This is a genomic window from Actinobaculum massiliense (genome assembly GCF_001457435.1).
Lineage (GTDB): Bacteria > Actinomycetota > Actinomycetes > Actinomycetales > Actinomycetaceae > Actinobaculum > Actinobaculum massiliense.
On sequence record NZ_LN881717.1, the window covers coordinates 1,526,449 to 1,541,523 of the forward strand.

Consider the following 15,075-nt stretch of genomic DNA (forward strand, 5'->3'; position numbering starts at 1 on the left):
AGGCCCCGTCCAAAAAGGCCGCCGGCGAAATAGGGCACTGGGGAAATAGGGCACCGGCGAAAACAGAGTGCCGGCGAAGGTAAAAGGAGAGCTCGTTGCGCATCGCAAAGTCAGAGGCAACCGTTCGAGTACCGGCGACCTCGGGGAATTTAGGGCCCGGTTTTGACTGCCTGGGCCTGGCGCATGACCTATGGGATGAAGTCTCGGTGCGCCTTATTACCGGGCGCACGCGGGTGGAAGTGCGCGGCGAAGGTGCCGGCCAACTGCCCACCGACGAGTCGCATTTAATCGTCCGCGCCATGCGGCGTGCTTTCGAAGTGGCGGCCTTGCCCAATGCGGGTATTGAAATGCGGTGCGAGAACCGCATCGCGCAGGGGCGGGGCCTGGGAAGCTCGGCGGCCGCGGTGGTGGCCGGCCTCGTACTAGTGCGCGGGTTGGTGGATCACCCCGAGCTGTTCGACGACGAAGTTCTCCTCGGGCTTGCTTGCGAATTCGAGGGGCATCCGGATAACGCCGCGCCCGCACTTTTCGGTGGGGCGGTTCTTTCTTGGATGGACGACGCCGCCGCGCACGCCGCCCGAATCCCCGTCTCGAAGCGCATTACCAGCACCCTTTTGGTCCCGGACACCGTGCTTTCCACTGAGAAAGCCCGCCAAGCTCTTCCGGAAAAGGTGCCTCATGTGGACGCTGCTTTTAATGTCTCCCGCACCGCGATGATCACGCTCGCGCTGGAGCATTACCCGGAGCTTCTGCTGCCGGCTACCGAAGATCGGCTCCACCAGGATTACCGGGCCAGCGCCATGCCGGAAAGTGCCAGCATGCTCGCGGCTTTGCGGGAAGCCGGCTGGCCGGCGGTGGTATCGGGGGCCGGTCCTTCGCTACTGGTACTCGACACCCTCGATGACGAAACTGCCGGCCTGGTAAGCCAGCGTGGATTCCGGGTGCTCAGGTGCGCGATTGCTCCGCGCGGAGCGCATTTGGTGGAGCAGTAGCAAGCGATAGAGCGCACAGTCTGGGCGCTTTCTCTTGCGCTTTGCCGGTATAAGCCTGCTAGAATAACGGGCGATCGTGGAGAGTGCGCTGAGCACCCCGATTTACCTCTTCTTGTGAGACAGCCTCCGGCGTCGTGCCCGAGCGGAAGAAGAAGCTACCGCAATTTCTAACACCTCTGTGCGTTGCGGATTTTTAGACATCATATTCAGTGCCGGCAAGTGGCCGGCGCGTATCCGAGGAAGGAACCTCGTGAAGGAAACTCCCAAAGTGACCGGTGCGATTTCGCAGATGCGGGTAGGGGAACTACGCGACCTTGCCAATGAACTCGGTCTGACGATGGACCCCAAGGCTCGTAAGGCTGATCTTCTAGCGGCCATTCGCGAAGTAGTCCCGGCACGCCGCGGCCGTCCTACCAAGTCGAAGGAAGACGAGGCGGCTCAGCCGTCGGCGGAGCCAGCTAAGCCCGCCGAGGAGCAGGCTAAGGCCGCTGAGGCGCCGGCCGAGCGCGACGAGGGGCAGGCTAAGTCGGCGGAGCGCGACAACTCGCGCAACCGCCGCAACCAGCGCGACGACGAAAAGCCCTCGCGGCGCCGTTCGCGTAATCACCGCGGTTCCGATGGTCTGGATGAGGGCGCCGGCCGCGCGGCGAAAATTGACATTAGCTTGCCCGAGCCGAAAGAAAACAAGCAGACCAAGAACGCCACGGCTCTGTCCGATGCCGATAAGCGCGCGGTCCTTGATGCGATTGGTGATGCGGCCGAGCGCCGCGCCGACGGCGAGGACGAATCCGGGGAGAACCGGCGTCGTCGTACGCGCCGCAACCGCAACCACGAGCGTTCGGGTGGCGAGCGCGAAGAATCGCGGAGCCGGCACAACTCGCGCGAGAACAACCGTGGTAAGCGCGGCGGCGATGGCGAAGCGCAATCTGAGCAGCGCGCCAACCAGCGCGGCGGTGACGGCGAAGCGCAATCTGAGCAGCGTACCAAGGAAGAGATACTGCTTCCGGTAGCCGGAATTGTGGACAAGGCTGGCAACCAGTTCTTCCTGCGTACCGGCGGCTATTTGCCCGGCAAGAACGACGCGCAGATTTCCAGCAACCTGGTGCGCCAGTTTGGCTTGCGGCGCGGCGATGCGGTGCAAGGAGCGGTGCGTAAGAACGAAGAGAACGATTCGGCGAATAACCGCAATAACAACCGTCGCAACAATAACCGCGGCCGCGCCGGACGCCGGCGGCAGAATAATACGAAGATCGCCAACCAGCTGGTGGAAGTGGCGGCGATTAATGGCTTGGCGCCAGAAGATGCTTCGAAGCGTCCGGAATTCGCCAAGCTGACCCCGCTCTACCCCAATGAGATGCTACGTTTGGAAACCGGGCAGAAGGCAATTTCGGCCCGTGCCATTGATTTGGTTTCGCCGATTGGCAAGGGCCAGCGCGGCCTGGTTGTTTCCCCGCCGAAGGCTGGAAAGACCATGGTGTTGCAGGCAATTGCCCAGTCGATTGCGCAGAACAACCCGAACGTGCACTTGATGGTGGTGCTGGTCGATGAGCGTCCGGAAGAAGTGACCGATATGCGCCGGATCGTGAAGGGCGAAGTTATCGCTTCGACCTTTGATCGGCCGGCTACCGATCACACCACGGTGGCGGAGCTCGCCATTGAGCGCGCCAAGCGCCTGGTGGAGCTTGGTCAGGACGTGGTGGTGTTGCTCGATTCGCTTACCCGTCTGGCTCGCGCCTACAATCTGGCCGCTCCTGCCTCCGGGCGCATCCTTTCCGGCGGCGTGGACGCGGCGGCGCTTTACCCGCCCAAGAAGTTCTTCGGCGCGGCGCGCAATATTGAAAACGGCGGCTCGTTGACGATTATTGCCACGGCTCTGGTGGAAACCGGCTCGAAGATGGACGAAGTTATTTTCGAAGAGTTCAAGGGCACCGGCAATATGGAGCTGCGCCTGTCTCGCCAGCTCGCCGATCGTCGTATTTTCCCGGCAATCGACGTCAACGCCTCTGGCACCCGCCGCGAGGAAATGCTCTACTCGCAAGAGGAGCTCAAGGTGTTGTGGTCCTTGCGCCGCGCACTGGGAACGCTCTCGGTGGAAGATGCCTCCGATTTTGTTCTCAAGCGCCTCAAGAAGACCGAGAACAACGCGGAGTTCCTCGTTTCCATTATGCGCAGCGTGCAGGCCTCCGGCCACGCGGCCAAGGCAGACTAAGGCCTGGTGTATTTGCTCACTGGCATTCACTCGGCATATTTAGCTATGTAATAATAGTCCGTCGGCTTTCGGTTCACCGGCGCGCTTGCGGCTTTCGTGAGCAGGCTGGACCCGAGGCACCAAACGATCCAAGGAGAAAATTATGAAGCAGGGCATCCACCCGGATTACCACGATGTTCACGTTGTTTGCGGTTGCGGCAACGAATTCGATACTCGCTCCACCTTCGAGGGCGAAACGATGCGCGTTGAAGTTTGCAACAAATGCCATCCGTTCTACACCGGCAAGCAGAAGATTCTGGACACCGGCGGTCGCGTAGCCCGCTTCGAAGCTCGCTACGGCAAGCGGAAGAAGTAAGCTTTGGTGGCGCTTTAGCCATCGCACTGAGAAGTTATCGATAATGGCCCGGCGCAAGTGTCGGGCCATTATCACGTTCGGCCCGCGCGGCCGAATACAGGACCGGCGGTAGACTACAAAAGGTTTGCGAGTAGAGCCCGGGCGCTACCGCGAGATATTTAACGAATCGGAAAGGTTACCGTGGCAGACAACCGCGCAGAAGTTGCCGAACAGATGCTCGCCGAGCACGAGCAGATCGAGCGAGATATGGCATCTCCGGAAGTGCTGAGCTCCCCGGATAAGATGCGTTCGCTGGGACGCCGCTACGCCGAGTTGGGGCGAGTAGTCAGCGTTTACCGTGAGTATCGCGATGCCAAACAGGACCTGGAAGAAGCGCAGGAGATTGTGGAGGCGGGCGGCGAAGATGCCGATTTGTTCAAGCCCGAGCTTCCTGGACTGCAGGCGAAGTTTGACGCCCTTTCGGAAGATCTTACGCAGGCACTTTTGCCCCGCGATGAGGACGACGGGCGCGATGTCATTATGGAAATCAAGGCCGGTGCGGGCGGCGAAGAATCCGCGCTGTTTGCCGGGGACCTGGCCCGCATGTACGAGCGCTACGCGGCCAAGCAGGGCTGGAGCTGGGAGGTCCTCTCCGCTAACGTCACCGAACTGGGAGGAATCAAGGACTCCGAGATTGCTATCCGCCAGCGCGGGCAGATTTCCGATCCCTCCGAGGGCGTCTGGGCGCACCTAAAGTATGAAGGTGGCGTGCATCGCGTTCAGCGCGTACCGGTTACCGAGTCGCAGGGCCGCATTCAGACCTCCACCGCCGGCGTTCTGGTTTTTGCCGAAGTTGATGATCCAGGCGAAGTGGAAATCCACGATAACGATTTGCGCATTGACGTTTATCGCTCCTCGGGCCCGGGCGGCCAGTCCGTGAACACCACGGACTCCGCGGTGCGAATTACCCATTTGCCCACCGGCATCGTGGTTTCGATGCAGGATGAAAAATCGCAGATTCAGAACCGCGAGTCCGCGATGCGCGTGCTTCGCGCCCGCTTGCGCCAGCTCCAGCTGGACCAGCAAGCGGCCGAAAATGCGGAGCTACGCCACTCCCAGGTACGCACGCTCGATCGCTCCGAGCGCATTCGCACCTACAACTTCCCGGAGAATCGCATTGCCGATCACCGCACCGGGTACAAGGCGCATAACCTCGACGCCGTGCTCGACGGTGACCTTGACGAAATCATCGATTCTGCCCGGCAGATGGATGAAAAGGCCCGCCTGGAGCATGCCGACGAACAGTAGCTGGGCCACGCTGGCTAGGGAGGCCACCTATTTGCTCGCCGAGGCGGGCGTGGCATCTCCCCGCGTCGATGCCCGTGAGCTGGCGGAATACGTCTGCGGTGCGCGCCCCAGCCTGGCCGAGCGCGCCACCCCGCAGCAGGCCCAGAGCTACCTGGCCCTCGTCGGGCGCCGGGCCCGGCGTGAGCCTCTGCAGCACATTACCGGCCGCATGTATTTCCGCTACCTGACGCTCAAAAGCACGCCGGCCGCGCTTATCGTGCGCCCGGAAACCGAGGTGGTGGCGGGCGCGGCAATTGACGCTGTGCGGAGAGTGAAAGCCGCCGGCGGCGAGCCCGTAGCCGCTGATCTGGGGACCGGCTCGGGCGCTATCGCGATTGCGCTGGCTACCGAAGTGCCGGGCACGCGCGTGTGGGCGGTGGACATTTCCGCCCCCGCTCTCGACCTTGCGAGGGAGAACGCCGCCGCCAACGGAGCACTTGCGACAATTACCTTTGTGCAGGCGGACGCAGGTGCGGCCCTGCCGGAGCTGACCGGGCGCTGCGACGTCGTCGTCAGTAATCCTCCCTACGTGCCGCCTGAAACCCCGCACGAACCCGAGGTCGACGCCGACCCGCAACTTGCGCTGGCAGGCGGAGGGCCTCGCGGTTTGGATCTTCCGGTGCGTTTTTTGCGCCGGGCCGCCGAGCTTGTGCGCCCGGGCGGAACCGTTGTAATGGAACACGCCGAAGGGCAGGCGGCCGCGCTACGCGAGGAGGCGGAGCGGGTGGGCCTCGAGGCCTCCACCGCCGGGGACCTCACCGGTCGGCCGCGCTATCTGTTGGCGCAGAGGCCAGCGGGGTAGTTGGCAAAAAGGAGACGCAATGAGTGAAATGTTGAATGTGGCGGACGGCGCGGCGGCAATCGAGGCCGCGGCGCGCGCGGTTGCGGAGGGCCAGCTGGTGGTTTTGCCCACCGACACGGTGTACGGCGTGGGGTCCGACCCGTTTAGCGCCGCGGCCGTTACGCGGTTGCTGACGGCGAAAGGGCGCGGGCGCGATAAGCCGTCGCCGGTGCTGGTGGCTTCCCTCGACGACGCCGAACGCCTGGCCACCGAAATCCCTACCGCCGCGCGGGCGCTGGCGCGAGAGTTTTGGCCCGGGGCGCTCACGATTGTAGTGCCCGCCCGGCCGGAAATCGGCTGGGACCTGGGCGAAACGAACGGCACGGTGGCGCTGCGGATGCCCGACAATGAGGCCGCCCTGGAGCTACTGCGCACCGCCGGGCCGATGGCGGTGACCTCGGCAAATCTCACCGGCCAGCCGCCGGCGCAGACCGCGGCGCAGGCCCGCGAACAGCTGGGCGAAAAAGTTGCGGTTTATTTGGAGGCCGGGCCGGCGCGCGGCGGGGTGCCGTCGACCATTGTGCGGGTGGCTTGCGGCTCAGCGGGCGCTGGCGACCCAGCTGGCGCCATCGAAATTCTGCGCCACGGCGCGATTTCGGATGCCGATATCGCCCGCTTCGGCCGGATCGCGGGCTAGACCAAGTAAGCTGAAAAGCGATGCGCGTATACATTCTGATGGCGGTAATCGCGGCGGCGATTACGTATGTTCTGGTCCCGGCCGTTTTGCGCTTGGCGCTGCGGCTGGGAGCCATGACGCAGGTACGCGCACGCGATGTACATCGAGTCCCCATTCCTCGCCTGGGCGGCCTCGCCATGCTGGCCGGATTCGCTGGCGCGCTGGCGATTTGCTCGCAGATCCCGTATTTGCGCGTGGTGCTCGGGCCCAGTTCGCAGGCGTGGGGAGTGCTCCTGGGGGCCGCGCTAATGTGCTTGGTGGGAATCCTCGACGATATCTGGGAACTCGACTGGGCCACCAAGCTGGCGGGTGAGATCCTCGCCGCCGGAGTAATGGCCTGGCAGGGCGTGCAATTTTTGACCCTGCCGTTTATGGGGCTCACCGTTGGTTCCTCGCGGCTTTCTTTGATTTTCACCATCGTGGTGGTGATCGTGATCGTCAATGCGGTGAATTTTATGGACGGCCTCGACGGTCTCGCTGCCGGAATCGTCTGCATCGCGGCCGGCGCGTTTTTCCTTTATTCATACGCACTTACCCGCAACGCCACCCCGGGCGATTACACCTCGGTGGGTTGCGCGGTTTCCGCCGCGCTGGTGGGAATTTGCGTGGGCTTCTTGCCGCATAATTTCCATCCCGCGCGGATTTTTATGGGCGACTCGGGCGCGCTAATGCTGGGCACGATTATTGCCGGCGCGGCCATCGTGGTAACCGGCCAGATTGATCCGCAGCTGACGTCGCTGGGTTACGCGCTCCCGGCGTATCTGCCCCTGCTGCTAGCGGCGGCGGTCATTTTGTTGCCGCTGGTTGATTTCGTGTGGGCCGTGGTTCGCCGCCTGGCGCGGGGTCAGTCGCCGTTCACTGCCGACGCCGGCCACCTACACCACCGCCTCCTGCGCCGCGGCCACTCCCACCGCGCCACCGTCCTGATTTTGTATATGTGGGCGCTTATTTTCTCCTTCACCACCATCCTGCTCATCCGGCTTTCCTGGCCGGCGGTTCTGGCGGTGGGCGCCGTGGCCTGCGCGGTCGGCATTTTTATAACCTCGCGCGCCTTTTCCGGGCCCACGTGCCCGCCGGCGGGTGACGATGCGGTGGCCGTAAAGGACGACGACGACGTCGATCTGTATGGCAGTCTGGCTGGGCCAGGCCCCCGGATCCGGGAAGAGAGGAACTAGCGGTGAAAGCGGAAAAAATTCTCCGGTGCTCTGCGTATCGCTCCATGGCGACAATAGGCATGATCGGCGCGCTCGCGGCCGTGGTGACCTGGTTGGTAAGCGGCCCGCTGGCCGGCGGCGCGGTGGCGGTCGGGGCTGGCCTCGGAGTGGGGCTGGAGCTGGTAACCCTCGCCTGTGCGCGGATTCGGCGCGGAGGCTCCTGGGTGCTTTTGGCCGCGTATGTTTTGAAGCTTGTTTTGCTGCTGGCGGTTTTGGCTCTGGTGCGCGGTTTGACGCCACTGGACGAGGTGATCGTGGCGCTGGTTGCCGCGGCAGCGATCGTTATTTCGCTCGGGGTGCAGACCCTAACGGTGATTAGAATGGATCCACGCTAGCGTCCAAAAGCGCGCCATCTCGCCGCGAAGCCAGCGGCCCGAGGGCGGCGGCGAAGCAAATCCGTGAATCTCGCCGGCGATCCGGGTTACCATAGATCCCTAGGTGCCTTTCAACGGTGCCTGTACTATGGTCAGTAGAGTTTTGAAAACGAGCCGATGCAATGAGGTTTCGGTCGCAGAGTTTGTCTGAGAGGGTGACGCATGGCGTTAGGTTCACTCGCTATTCTTCCCGGTAACGCCGCGTATACGAGCGTAGCCAGCGGCGAAGAGGGATTCCACGTCCCGGGCCTGGAAGAATTCTTCCCGCAGCCGTTCCTCTTTGTAGGAACGCCCTTCGAGATGAATCGCCTCATGGCAATTCGAATTCTTGCCGCGCTGACGCTTTTGATTATTTGCGTGGTCTTTGCCAAGCGCGCCAAGCTCATTCCGGGGCGCGCGCAGGCCGCCACCGAATCGCTTTTCGACTTCTCGCGCGTGCAGATTGCCGAATCGATCCTGGGCGGCAAGGCCCGCGATTATCAGCCGGCGATCATGATCGTGTTCCTGGGCATTTTGTTCATGAACATCACGGGCGTGATCCCCGGCTTGCAGCTAGCCGGTAGCGCGGTTATTGGCATCCCGATGATTTTCGCGCTTTTTGCCTGGGGCCTGATGATTTGGGCCGGCGTACGCGAGCGCGGAGGTTTGCGCTTCCTAAAGGAGCAGCTCATTCCGCCGGGGATCCCGAAGCCGCTTTATCTGCTGATCACCCCGATTGAGTTCGTCTCTACCTTCTTGCTCCGGCCCTTCACCCTTATGGTCCGTCTTCTCGCCAATATGATGTCCGGGCACATGCTGATGATTGTGTGCTTCTTGGGGACGCATTACCTGCTGGTGCAGATGGGCGGATTCGGGTACGGCCTGGGCGCGATCACTTTCGCGGGCTCCTTGCTCATCATGGTGTTTGAGCTCTTTATTGCCTGCCTGCAGGCGTACATTTTCGCGCTTTTGGCGGCGGTTTATATTCAGCTTTCAATCGCGCACTAGCGCGGTTGAGGTCCACATCGAGTGCTAATCGAAACGATTACAACACGGAAAAGGAAGAAAAAATGAGTGGTGTTCTCGCAACTATTGGATACGGCTTGGCCGCCATTGGCCCCGGTATCGGCATTGGTCTGATCGGTGCTAAGAACCAGGAAGCCACCGCCCGGCAGCCGGAGATGGCGGGCCTGCTTCGTACCAACATGATTCTTGCTATCGCGTTCGCGGAGGCGTTGGGCCTGCTCGGGTTCGTGGCCGGATTCGTCTTCAAATAAAGTCGGTTAAATTATGATTCTTGCGGAAGAACACAATGTGATCCTGCCGGCGTGGCCGGATCTCATCTGGGGCTCAATCTGCTTCGTCATCATCGTGATTGCGGTGGCGAAGTTTGCTTGGCCTGCGTTCTCGCGGATTCTGGACGAGCGGCGCGAAAAGATTGAAGACGGCCTCACCGCCGCCGAGCGCGCTCAGGAGCAGGTTGCCGCCGAGCGCGCAAAGATTGCCGGTGAGCAGGAGGCCGCTCAGCGCGAAGCCGCCGAGATCCGCCAGCGCGCCCACACCAACGCAGATGAGATCATCGCTCGCGCGCAAGAGGACGCCCAGCGGGAAGCCGATCGCATCAATGCTGCCGCGCAGTCGCGTATTAAGGCAGATACCGAAGCCGCCGCGCGCGTGCTTCGTGCCGATGTGGGAGATCTGGCCACTCGCCTCGCCAACCGAATCGTTGGCGAGCAGGTGCGTCTGGATCCGAAGGTTAATGAGGGCGTCGTGGATGCATTCCTCGATGAACTCGAAAGCGCCACTCCCGCGGGAGGGCAGGGGGCGTAATGCAACTCAGGAGTAGCAGAAGCCGCAGATCCGCCCACACGCTGGGGCAAAAATGGGGAGCTTTGCGCCCCGAAGGGGATCTGCGCGGTCAGGAAATGGCGCGCGAGATTTATCTTGCTACCAATATGTTGACGCAATCCGTGGCTCTTTTGCGGGTGCTGAATGACACCACGCGGAGCCTGTGGTCGCGCCAGGAATTGGTAGCCAAGATCCTCGGCGGGAAGCTGTCGGAAAACGTGGTTCGCCTGGTTCAGGAAGCCATTGCGCTTCCCTGGACGGAGGACGACGACGCACCTTGGGCTCTGGAATGGGTGGCCGCCGGTGCGCTGATTCGCCAGGCGCGTGGACGCAATGAGCTGGGTCGCCTGGAAGATGAGCTATTCGCCGCGATTCGGGTGTTCCGTAAGGAGCCGCGGATCCGCGTGGCGGTCGAGGATATCTACGGATATCCGGAAGATGCTCGCGTCAGGCTGGCTCTGAGCTTGTTCAAGGATATGACCAGCGAAGGCTTGGAGCTCATTGAGTGGGCGGTCCGGGACTCCGTGGAGAGCGGCGTCGTCGACACTTTGCGGGCCTACGCGGAGATGACCGCGGAACTTTCCGGGAAGTCGACGGCGACCGTCTACGCAGCCACCGAGCTCACGCAGGAGCAATGCTCGCGCTTGCAGCGCTTGCTCTCGCGCTTCTACGGCAAAGAGATCTCGATTCATGTAACGGTGGAGCCGGAGCTCATTGGAGGCTTGCGGATCCATCACGGGGCAGAGGTTATCGACGCTTCGCTACTCCAAAAAATGAAAAACGTTAACGCGTCCGTCGCCCGGATTCCGGCATCGGCGGGAACTGGTAAGGAATAAGAATGGCTGATGTAACAATTCAGCCCGAGGAAATTCGGGCAGCGCTCGACGACTTCGTGCGCACATACGAGCCGGAGCACGTGGGAAGCGAGGAAATCGGCCACGTGACGATGACGGCCGATGGTATCGCTCGCGTGGGTGGGCTACCCAACGCTATGGCGAATGAGATTCTGGTGTTCGAAGACGGCACTCGCGGACTCGCCATGAACCTGGAAGAGCGCGAGATCGGCGTGGTGGTCCTCGGCGATTTCACTTCCATTGAGGAAGGCCAGGAAGTTCGCCGCACCGGCGAGGTGCTTTCGGTGCCGGTGGGAGACGGGTACCTGGGGCGCACGGTCGATCCCCTGGGCAACCCGATTGACGGCCTCGGGGAAATCGAGGGTATTGAGGGACGGCGCGCACTCGAGTTGCAGGCGCCGGGCGTTATGCAACGCAAGTCCGTGCACGAACCGCTGGAAACCGGCATCAAGGCCATCGACTCCATGACTCCGATCGGGCGCGGGCAGCGCCAGCTGATCATTGGGGATCGCCAGACCGGTAAGACGGCTCTTGCCATCGATACCATCCTCAACCAGCGCGAGAACTGGGAATCGGGCGATCCGAATCGCCAGGTCCGTTGCATTTACGTGGCGGTGGGTCAGAAGGGCACCACAATTGCCTCGGTGCGTTCCACTCTGGCCCGCTACGGCGCGCTGGACTACACCACCATTGTTGCCACCCCCGCCTCGGACCCGGCCGGCTTCAAGTACCTGGCCCCCTACACTGGTTCGGCGATTGGTCAGCACTGGATGTACAACGGCAAGCACGTGCTTATCGTTTTCGACGATCTTTCCAAGCAGGCTGAGGCCTACCGCGCAATTTCGCTGCTTCTGCGCCGCCCGCCGGGGCGTGAGGCTTACCCGGGCGACGTTTTCTACCTGCATTCGCGCCTACTCGAGCGTTGCGCCAAGCTTTCCGATGAGCTCGGCGCGGGTTCGATGACCGGCCTTCCCATTGTGGAAACCAAGGCGAATGACGTTTCGGCCTACATTCCGACCAACGTTATTTCGATTACCGACGGCCAGATCTTCCTGCAGTCCGATTTGTTCAACGCCAATCAGCGCCCGGCCGTGGACGTGGGTATTTCGGTGTCCCGCGTGGGCGGCGACGCGCAGATCAAGGCAATGAAGAAGGTCGCGGGAACCCTGAAGATCACCCTGGCGCAGTACCGCTCGCAGGCGGCCTTCGCCATGTTCGCCTCGGACCTGGATCCGGCTACCCGCCGTCAGCTGGTTCGCGGCGAGCGTCTGATGGAGCTACTCAAGCAGCCGCAGTACACGCCGTATCCGATTGAGGAGCAGGTGGTTTCCATTTGGGCGGGTTCGAATGGCTACCTGGATGAGATCCCGGTGGATCACGTGCACTCCTACGAGGGGCGCCTGCTGGACTACATTCGCCACAACACCGAGGTTTTGCCCGCTATCCGCGATTCGAAGGTCCTCAGCGAGGAAACCGAGGCGGAGTTGCGAGCCGCGGTAGAAGCCTTCACCGGCTCTTACGTCACCTCCGAGGGCATTGTGCCGGAGGAGGATGTGGAGGCCGAGCGCACGCGTGAAACTCTGCCGGTTACGGACGAGCAGGAATAGCGTATGGCTGGAGAGCAGAGGAAGTACAAGAACCGCATTCGCGCCACCGGCACCTTGCAAAAGGTGTTCCGGGCGATGGAGCTTATTGCGGCTTCGCGTATCGGAAAGGCGAGGGAGGCGGCCCAGGGCCGCGATCCCTACACGCTAGCGATTACCCGCGCACTCCAACTGGTTGGTCATCACGATTTCGATATCGACCATCCGCTTCTGAAGGATCGCACCGATACCAACCGCGTGGCGGTGCTAGTGGTGACTTCGGACCGCGGGCTGGCCGGCGCATACTCGGCGAATATTCTGCGTGAAACGCAGCGCTTCTTGGATGAGTTGCGCGCCGCCGGCAAGGAGCCGGTGCTTTACGTTACCGGCCGGCGCGGGGTGCAGACCCTCGGGTTCCGCGACGTCGAAGTGGCTAAGTCGTGGACGGGGAGCTCGGATAATCCCTCGCTGGAGCAGGCGAACGATATTGCCCGCACGCTTCTCGATGCGTTTAGCGCTCCCGCTGATCAGGGCGGGGTGGCCGAGTTGCATGTGGTCTTCACCCGCTACGAGTCGATGGTCAAGCAGTCGGTGCAGGTGCGCCATATGTTGCCGCTATCAATTGTGGATTACGGCAGCGGCACGATCGATCAGCAGAAGTCGGTGCGCTACCAGGGCAGTGGTCCGGCGGGAAGCCCACCGCTGTTCGAGTTCGAGCCCTCGGGGCGGAAGGTGTTTGACGCCTTGATCCCGATGTACGTGCGCCAGCGCATTCGCACCATTTTGCTGATGGCCGCGGCCTCCGAACTTGCCTCGCGTCAGCAGGCAATGCACGCGGCCACGGATAACGCCTCCGAACTCATTGAGAAGTACACCCGCTTGGCGAACAACGCCCGGCAGGCAGAAATTACCACCGAGATCACCGAGATTGTCTCGGGAGCAGACGCGCTCGGTAACGGATAAGGAAGATAGATATGACAGCACAGATGGAGCAGGCTCCGGCGGGAACCGGGCGTATCAGCCAGGTTACGGGCGCCGTCGTCGACGTCGAATTTCCGTCCGACGCTCTCCCGGAACTCAACAACGCACTCACAACCACGATCAAGCTTCCGTCCGACGATTCGGGCGAGCACTTCGAGGAGCAGGAGATCTACCTGGAGGTAGCCCAGCACCTCGGCGATAACATCGTGCGCACCATCGCCATGAAGCCGACTGACGGTCTGGTGCGCGGCGGCGAGGTCGTTGATACCGGCGGGCCGATTTCGGTTCCGGTGGGCAAGGCGACCCTCGGCCACGTCTTCAACGTAATTGGCGAGCCCCTCAACCTGGAGGACGGCGAGCGCCTTGAGGTCAATGAACGCTGGGCGATTCACCGTAATCCACCGGCCTTCGAGGATCTCGAGCCGGAAACCAAGATGTTCGAAACTGGCATGAAGGTTATCGACCTTCTCACCCCGTACGTGCAGGGCGGCAAGATCGGCCTGTTCGGCGGCGCCGGCGTGGGCAAGACGGTGCTCATCCAGGAAATGATTCAGCGCGTGGCGCTCGATCACGACGGCGTTTCCGTGTTCGCCGGCGTTGGTGAGCGCACTCGCGAGGGTAACGACCTCATTATGGAAATGGCCGAGGCGGGCGTTATTGACAAGACCGCCCTGGTATTCGGCCAGATGGACGAGCCGCCGGGGGTGCGCTTACGCATCGCCCTGTCCGGCCTGACCATGGCGGAGTACTTCCGCGATGTGGCCAACCAGGACGTGCTGCTCTTCATCGATAACATCTACCGCTTCACCCAGGCCGGCTCCGAGGTATCCACCTTGCTGGGCCGCATGCCTTCCGCGGTGGGCTACCAGCCGACCCTGGCGGACGAAATGGGGCAGTTGCAGGAGCGAATCACCTCCACTAAGGGCCACTCGATTACCTCTCTGCAGGCTATTTATGTGCCGGCGGACGATTACACCGACCCGGCCCCGGCCACGACCTTCGCCCACTTGGACGCCACCACGCAGCTTTCGCGTGATATCGCCTCCATGGGTATTTATCCGGCTGTGGACCCGCTGGCCTCCACCTCGCGAATCCTCGATCCGCAAATTGTGGGCCAGGAGCACTACGAAGTGGCCACCCGGGTGAAGTCGATTCTGCAGAAGAACCAGGAACTGCAGGACATTATCTCCATCCTCGGCGTCGACGAGCTTGGCGAAGAGGACAAGGTGACGGTTGCGCGCGCTCGCCGCATCCAGCAGTTCCTCTCGCAGAACATGTACGTGGCGGAAAAGTTCACCGGCGTTCCCGGTTCGACGGTCCCGGTGGACGAGACGATTGAAGCCTTCAAGCGTATTTGCTCGGGTTACTACGACGGCGTTCCGGAGCAGGCCTTCTTCAACATTGGCGGCATCGATGACCTCGAGCGCAAGGCCAAGGAACTGAAGGACGCCTAAATGCGGGTAGAAATCGTTTCTCAATCAGGCCAGCTGTGGGACGGCGAGGCTGAGATGGTCGTGGTGCCGGCGGAAACCGGCGAGGTGGGAATCCTTCAAAACCACGTGCCGTTTCTCGCTTTGCTCGTCCCCGGCGAGGTTCGGGTCAAAGCCAACGATGGCCAGCAGCGCATCTTTAGATGCGGTGAAGGCTTCGTTACCGTGGACGCGAACGAGGTAATCGTCGCCGTTGAGGACGCGTCCGAGGTCGCCGCTTAGAGCGGTGCCATAACCTTGCTGACGCCCCGGCCACTTGGCCGGGGCGTTGTAATCTACCTCACGCGCCTGGCAACGCTAATTTATTCAACAAATTGAGGCGTCTTTGCTTAGTATCAGGGCAACGGGACAAT

The 15,075-nt window shown here is 62.0% G+C and carries 16 protein-coding genes; all 16 read left to right on the plus strand.

Annotated elements, in window-relative coordinates:
* The first annotated feature begins 95 nt into the window (after nt 1-95).
* Complete coding sequence (thrB, locus tag BN2664_RS08520; RefSeq protein ID WP_058120678.1) at nt 96-992, plus strand: homoserine kinase; 897 nt, start codon at nt 96-98, stop codon at nt 990-992.
* A 289-nt stretch (nt 993-1,281) separates the two neighbouring features.
* A complete protein-coding gene (gene rho / locus BN2664_RS08525) occupies nt 1,282-3,201 on the plus strand; it encodes a transcription termination factor Rho (RefSeq protein ID WP_051014157.1) in 1,920 nt (639 codons plus the stop codon).
* A gap of 142 nt (nt 3,202-3,343) precedes the next feature.
* Nucleotides 3,344-3,556 (plus strand): 50S ribosomal protein L31, encoded by a 213-nt coding sequence (gene rpmE, locus BN2664_RS08530; RefSeq protein WP_007000610.1) that lies wholly within the window; start codon nt 3,344-3,346, stop codon nt 3,554-3,556.
* A gap of 180 nt (nt 3,557-3,736) precedes the next feature.
* On the plus strand, nt 3,737-4,843 hold the full coding sequence (gene prfA / locus BN2664_RS08535; protein ID WP_007000609.1) for a peptide chain release factor 1: 1,107 nt from the start codon (nt 3,737-3,739) through the stop codon (nt 4,841-4,843).
* Nucleotides 4,827-5,684, plus strand: a complete 858-nt coding sequence (prmC, locus tag BN2664_RS08540; protein ID WP_007000608.1) for a peptide chain release factor N(5)-glutamine methyltransferase — start codon at nt 4,827-4,829, stop codon at nt 5,682-5,684. Before prfA ends, prmC begins: the two co-directional genes overlap by 17 nt.
* A 19-nt stretch (nt 5,685-5,703) precedes the next feature.
* A complete protein-coding gene (locus BN2664_RS08545; RefSeq protein WP_007000607.1) occupies nt 5,704-6,360 on the plus strand; it encodes an L-threonylcarbamoyladenylate synthase in 657 nt (218 codons plus the stop codon).
* A gap of 20 nt (nt 6,361-6,380) precedes the next feature.
* Nucleotides 6,381-7,574, plus strand: coding sequence for a glycosyltransferase family 4 protein (locus BN2664_RS08550; RefSeq protein ID WP_007000606.1), 1,194 nt, complete (start codon nt 6,381-6,383; stop codon nt 7,572-7,574).
* A 44-nt stretch (nt 7,575-7,618) separates the two neighbouring features.
* Complete coding sequence (locus tag BN2664_RS08555) at nt 7,619-7,948, plus strand: hypothetical protein (RefSeq protein WP_155856443.1); 330 nt, start codon at nt 7,619-7,621, stop codon at nt 7,946-7,948.
* Nucleotides 7,949-8,149: 201 nt separating this feature from the next.
* The gene (atpB, locus tag BN2664_RS08560; RefSeq protein WP_007000604.1) at nt 8,150-8,974 is read left to right on the plus strand and encodes a F0F1 ATP synthase subunit A; all 825 of its coding nucleotides are present in this window, start codon (nt 8,150-8,152) and stop codon (nt 8,972-8,974) included.
* A gap of 62 nt (nt 8,975-9,036) precedes the next feature.
* Entirely contained in the window at nt 9,037-9,243 is a 207-nt protein-coding gene (atpE, locus tag BN2664_RS08565) for an ATP synthase F0 subunit C (RefSeq protein WP_007000603.1), read from the plus strand.
* A gap of 13 nt (nt 9,244-9,256) precedes the next feature.
* On the plus strand, nt 9,257-9,796 hold the full coding sequence (atpF, locus tag BN2664_RS08570) for a F0F1 ATP synthase subunit B (RefSeq protein WP_007000602.1): 540 nt from the start codon (nt 9,257-9,259) through the stop codon (nt 9,794-9,796).
* Nucleotides 9,796-10,650: a F0F1 ATP synthase subunit delta gene (locus BN2664_RS08575; protein WP_007000601.1), complete on the plus strand. Its 855-nt coding sequence runs from the start codon at nt 9,796-9,798 to the stop codon at nt 10,648-10,650. Before atpF ends, BN2664_RS08575 begins: the two co-directional genes overlap by 1 nt.
* A 2-nt stretch (nt 10,651-10,652) precedes the next feature.
* Complete coding sequence (gene atpA / locus BN2664_RS08580; protein ID WP_007000600.1) at nt 10,653-12,275, plus strand: F0F1 ATP synthase subunit alpha; 1,623 nt, start codon at nt 10,653-10,655, stop codon at nt 12,273-12,275.
* Nucleotides 12,276-12,278: 3 nt separating this feature from the next.
* On the plus strand, nt 12,279-13,214 hold the full coding sequence (locus tag BN2664_RS08585) for a F0F1 ATP synthase subunit gamma (protein WP_007000599.1): 936 nt from the start codon (nt 12,279-12,281) through the stop codon (nt 13,212-13,214).
* Between the two features lie 11 nt (nt 13,215-13,225).
* On the plus strand, nt 13,226-14,686 hold the full coding sequence (gene atpD, locus BN2664_RS08590) for a F0F1 ATP synthase subunit beta (RefSeq protein ID WP_007000598.1): 1,461 nt from the start codon (nt 13,226-13,228) through the stop codon (nt 14,684-14,686).
* Nucleotides 14,687-14,944 carry a F0F1 ATP synthase subunit epsilon gene (locus tag BN2664_RS08595; protein WP_007000597.1) on the plus strand — a complete coding sequence of 86 codons (258 nt, stop codon included), beginning with the start codon at nt 14,687-14,689 and terminating at the stop codon, nt 14,942-14,944.
* Nucleotides 14,945-15,075 lie beyond the last annotated feature (131 nt).

What these genes read in the sequence shown, in the direction of transcription:
- rho (WP_051014157.1), top strand. Translation starts at nt 1,282, where the DNA reads ATGCGGGTAGGGGAACTACGCGACCTTGCCAATGAACTCGGTCTGACG.
- rpmE (WP_007000610.1), top strand. Translation starts at nt 3,344, where the DNA reads ATGAAGCAGGGCATCCACCCGGATTACCACGATGTTCACGTTGTTTGC.
- prmC (WP_007000608.1), top strand. Translation starts at nt 4,827, where the DNA reads ATGCCGACGAACAGTAGCTGGGCCACGCTGGCTAGGGAGGCCACCTAT.
- BN2664_RS08545 (WP_007000607.1), top strand. Translation starts at nt 5,704, where the DNA reads ATGAGTGAAATGTTGAATGTGGCGGACGGCGCGGCGGCAATCGAGGCC.
- BN2664_RS08550 (WP_007000606.1), top strand. Translation starts at nt 6,381, where the DNA reads ATGCGCGTATACATTCTGATGGCGGTAATCGCGGCGGCGATTACGTAT.
- BN2664_RS08555 (WP_155856443.1), top strand. Translation starts at nt 7,619, where the DNA reads ATGGCGACAATAGGCATGATCGGCGCGCTCGCGGCCGTGGTGACCTGG.
- atpB (WP_007000604.1), top strand. Translation starts at nt 8,150, where the DNA reads ATGGCGTTAGGTTCACTCGCTATTCTTCCCGGTAACGCCGCGTATACG.
- atpE (WP_007000603.1), top strand. Translation starts at nt 9,037, where the DNA reads ATGAGTGGTGTTCTCGCAACTATTGGATACGGCTTGGCCGCCATTGGC.
- atpF (WP_007000602.1), top strand. Translation starts at nt 9,257, where the DNA reads ATGATTCTTGCGGAAGAACACAATGTGATCCTGCCGGCGTGGCCGGAT.
- BN2664_RS08575 (WP_007000601.1), top strand. Translation starts at nt 9,796, where the DNA reads ATGCAACTCAGGAGTAGCAGAAGCCGCAGATCCGCCCACACGCTGGGG.
- atpA (WP_007000600.1), top strand. Translation starts at nt 10,653, where the DNA reads ATGGCTGATGTAACAATTCAGCCCGAGGAAATTCGGGCAGCGCTCGAC.
- BN2664_RS08585 (WP_007000599.1), top strand. Translation starts at nt 12,279, where the DNA reads ATGGCTGGAGAGCAGAGGAAGTACAAGAACCGCATTCGCGCCACCGGC.
- atpD (WP_007000598.1), top strand. Translation starts at nt 13,226, where the DNA reads ATGACAGCACAGATGGAGCAGGCTCCGGCGGGAACCGGGCGTATCAGC.
- BN2664_RS08595 (WP_007000597.1), top strand. Translation starts at nt 14,687, where the DNA reads ATGCGGGTAGAAATCGTTTCTCAATCAGGCCAGCTGTGGGACGGCGAG.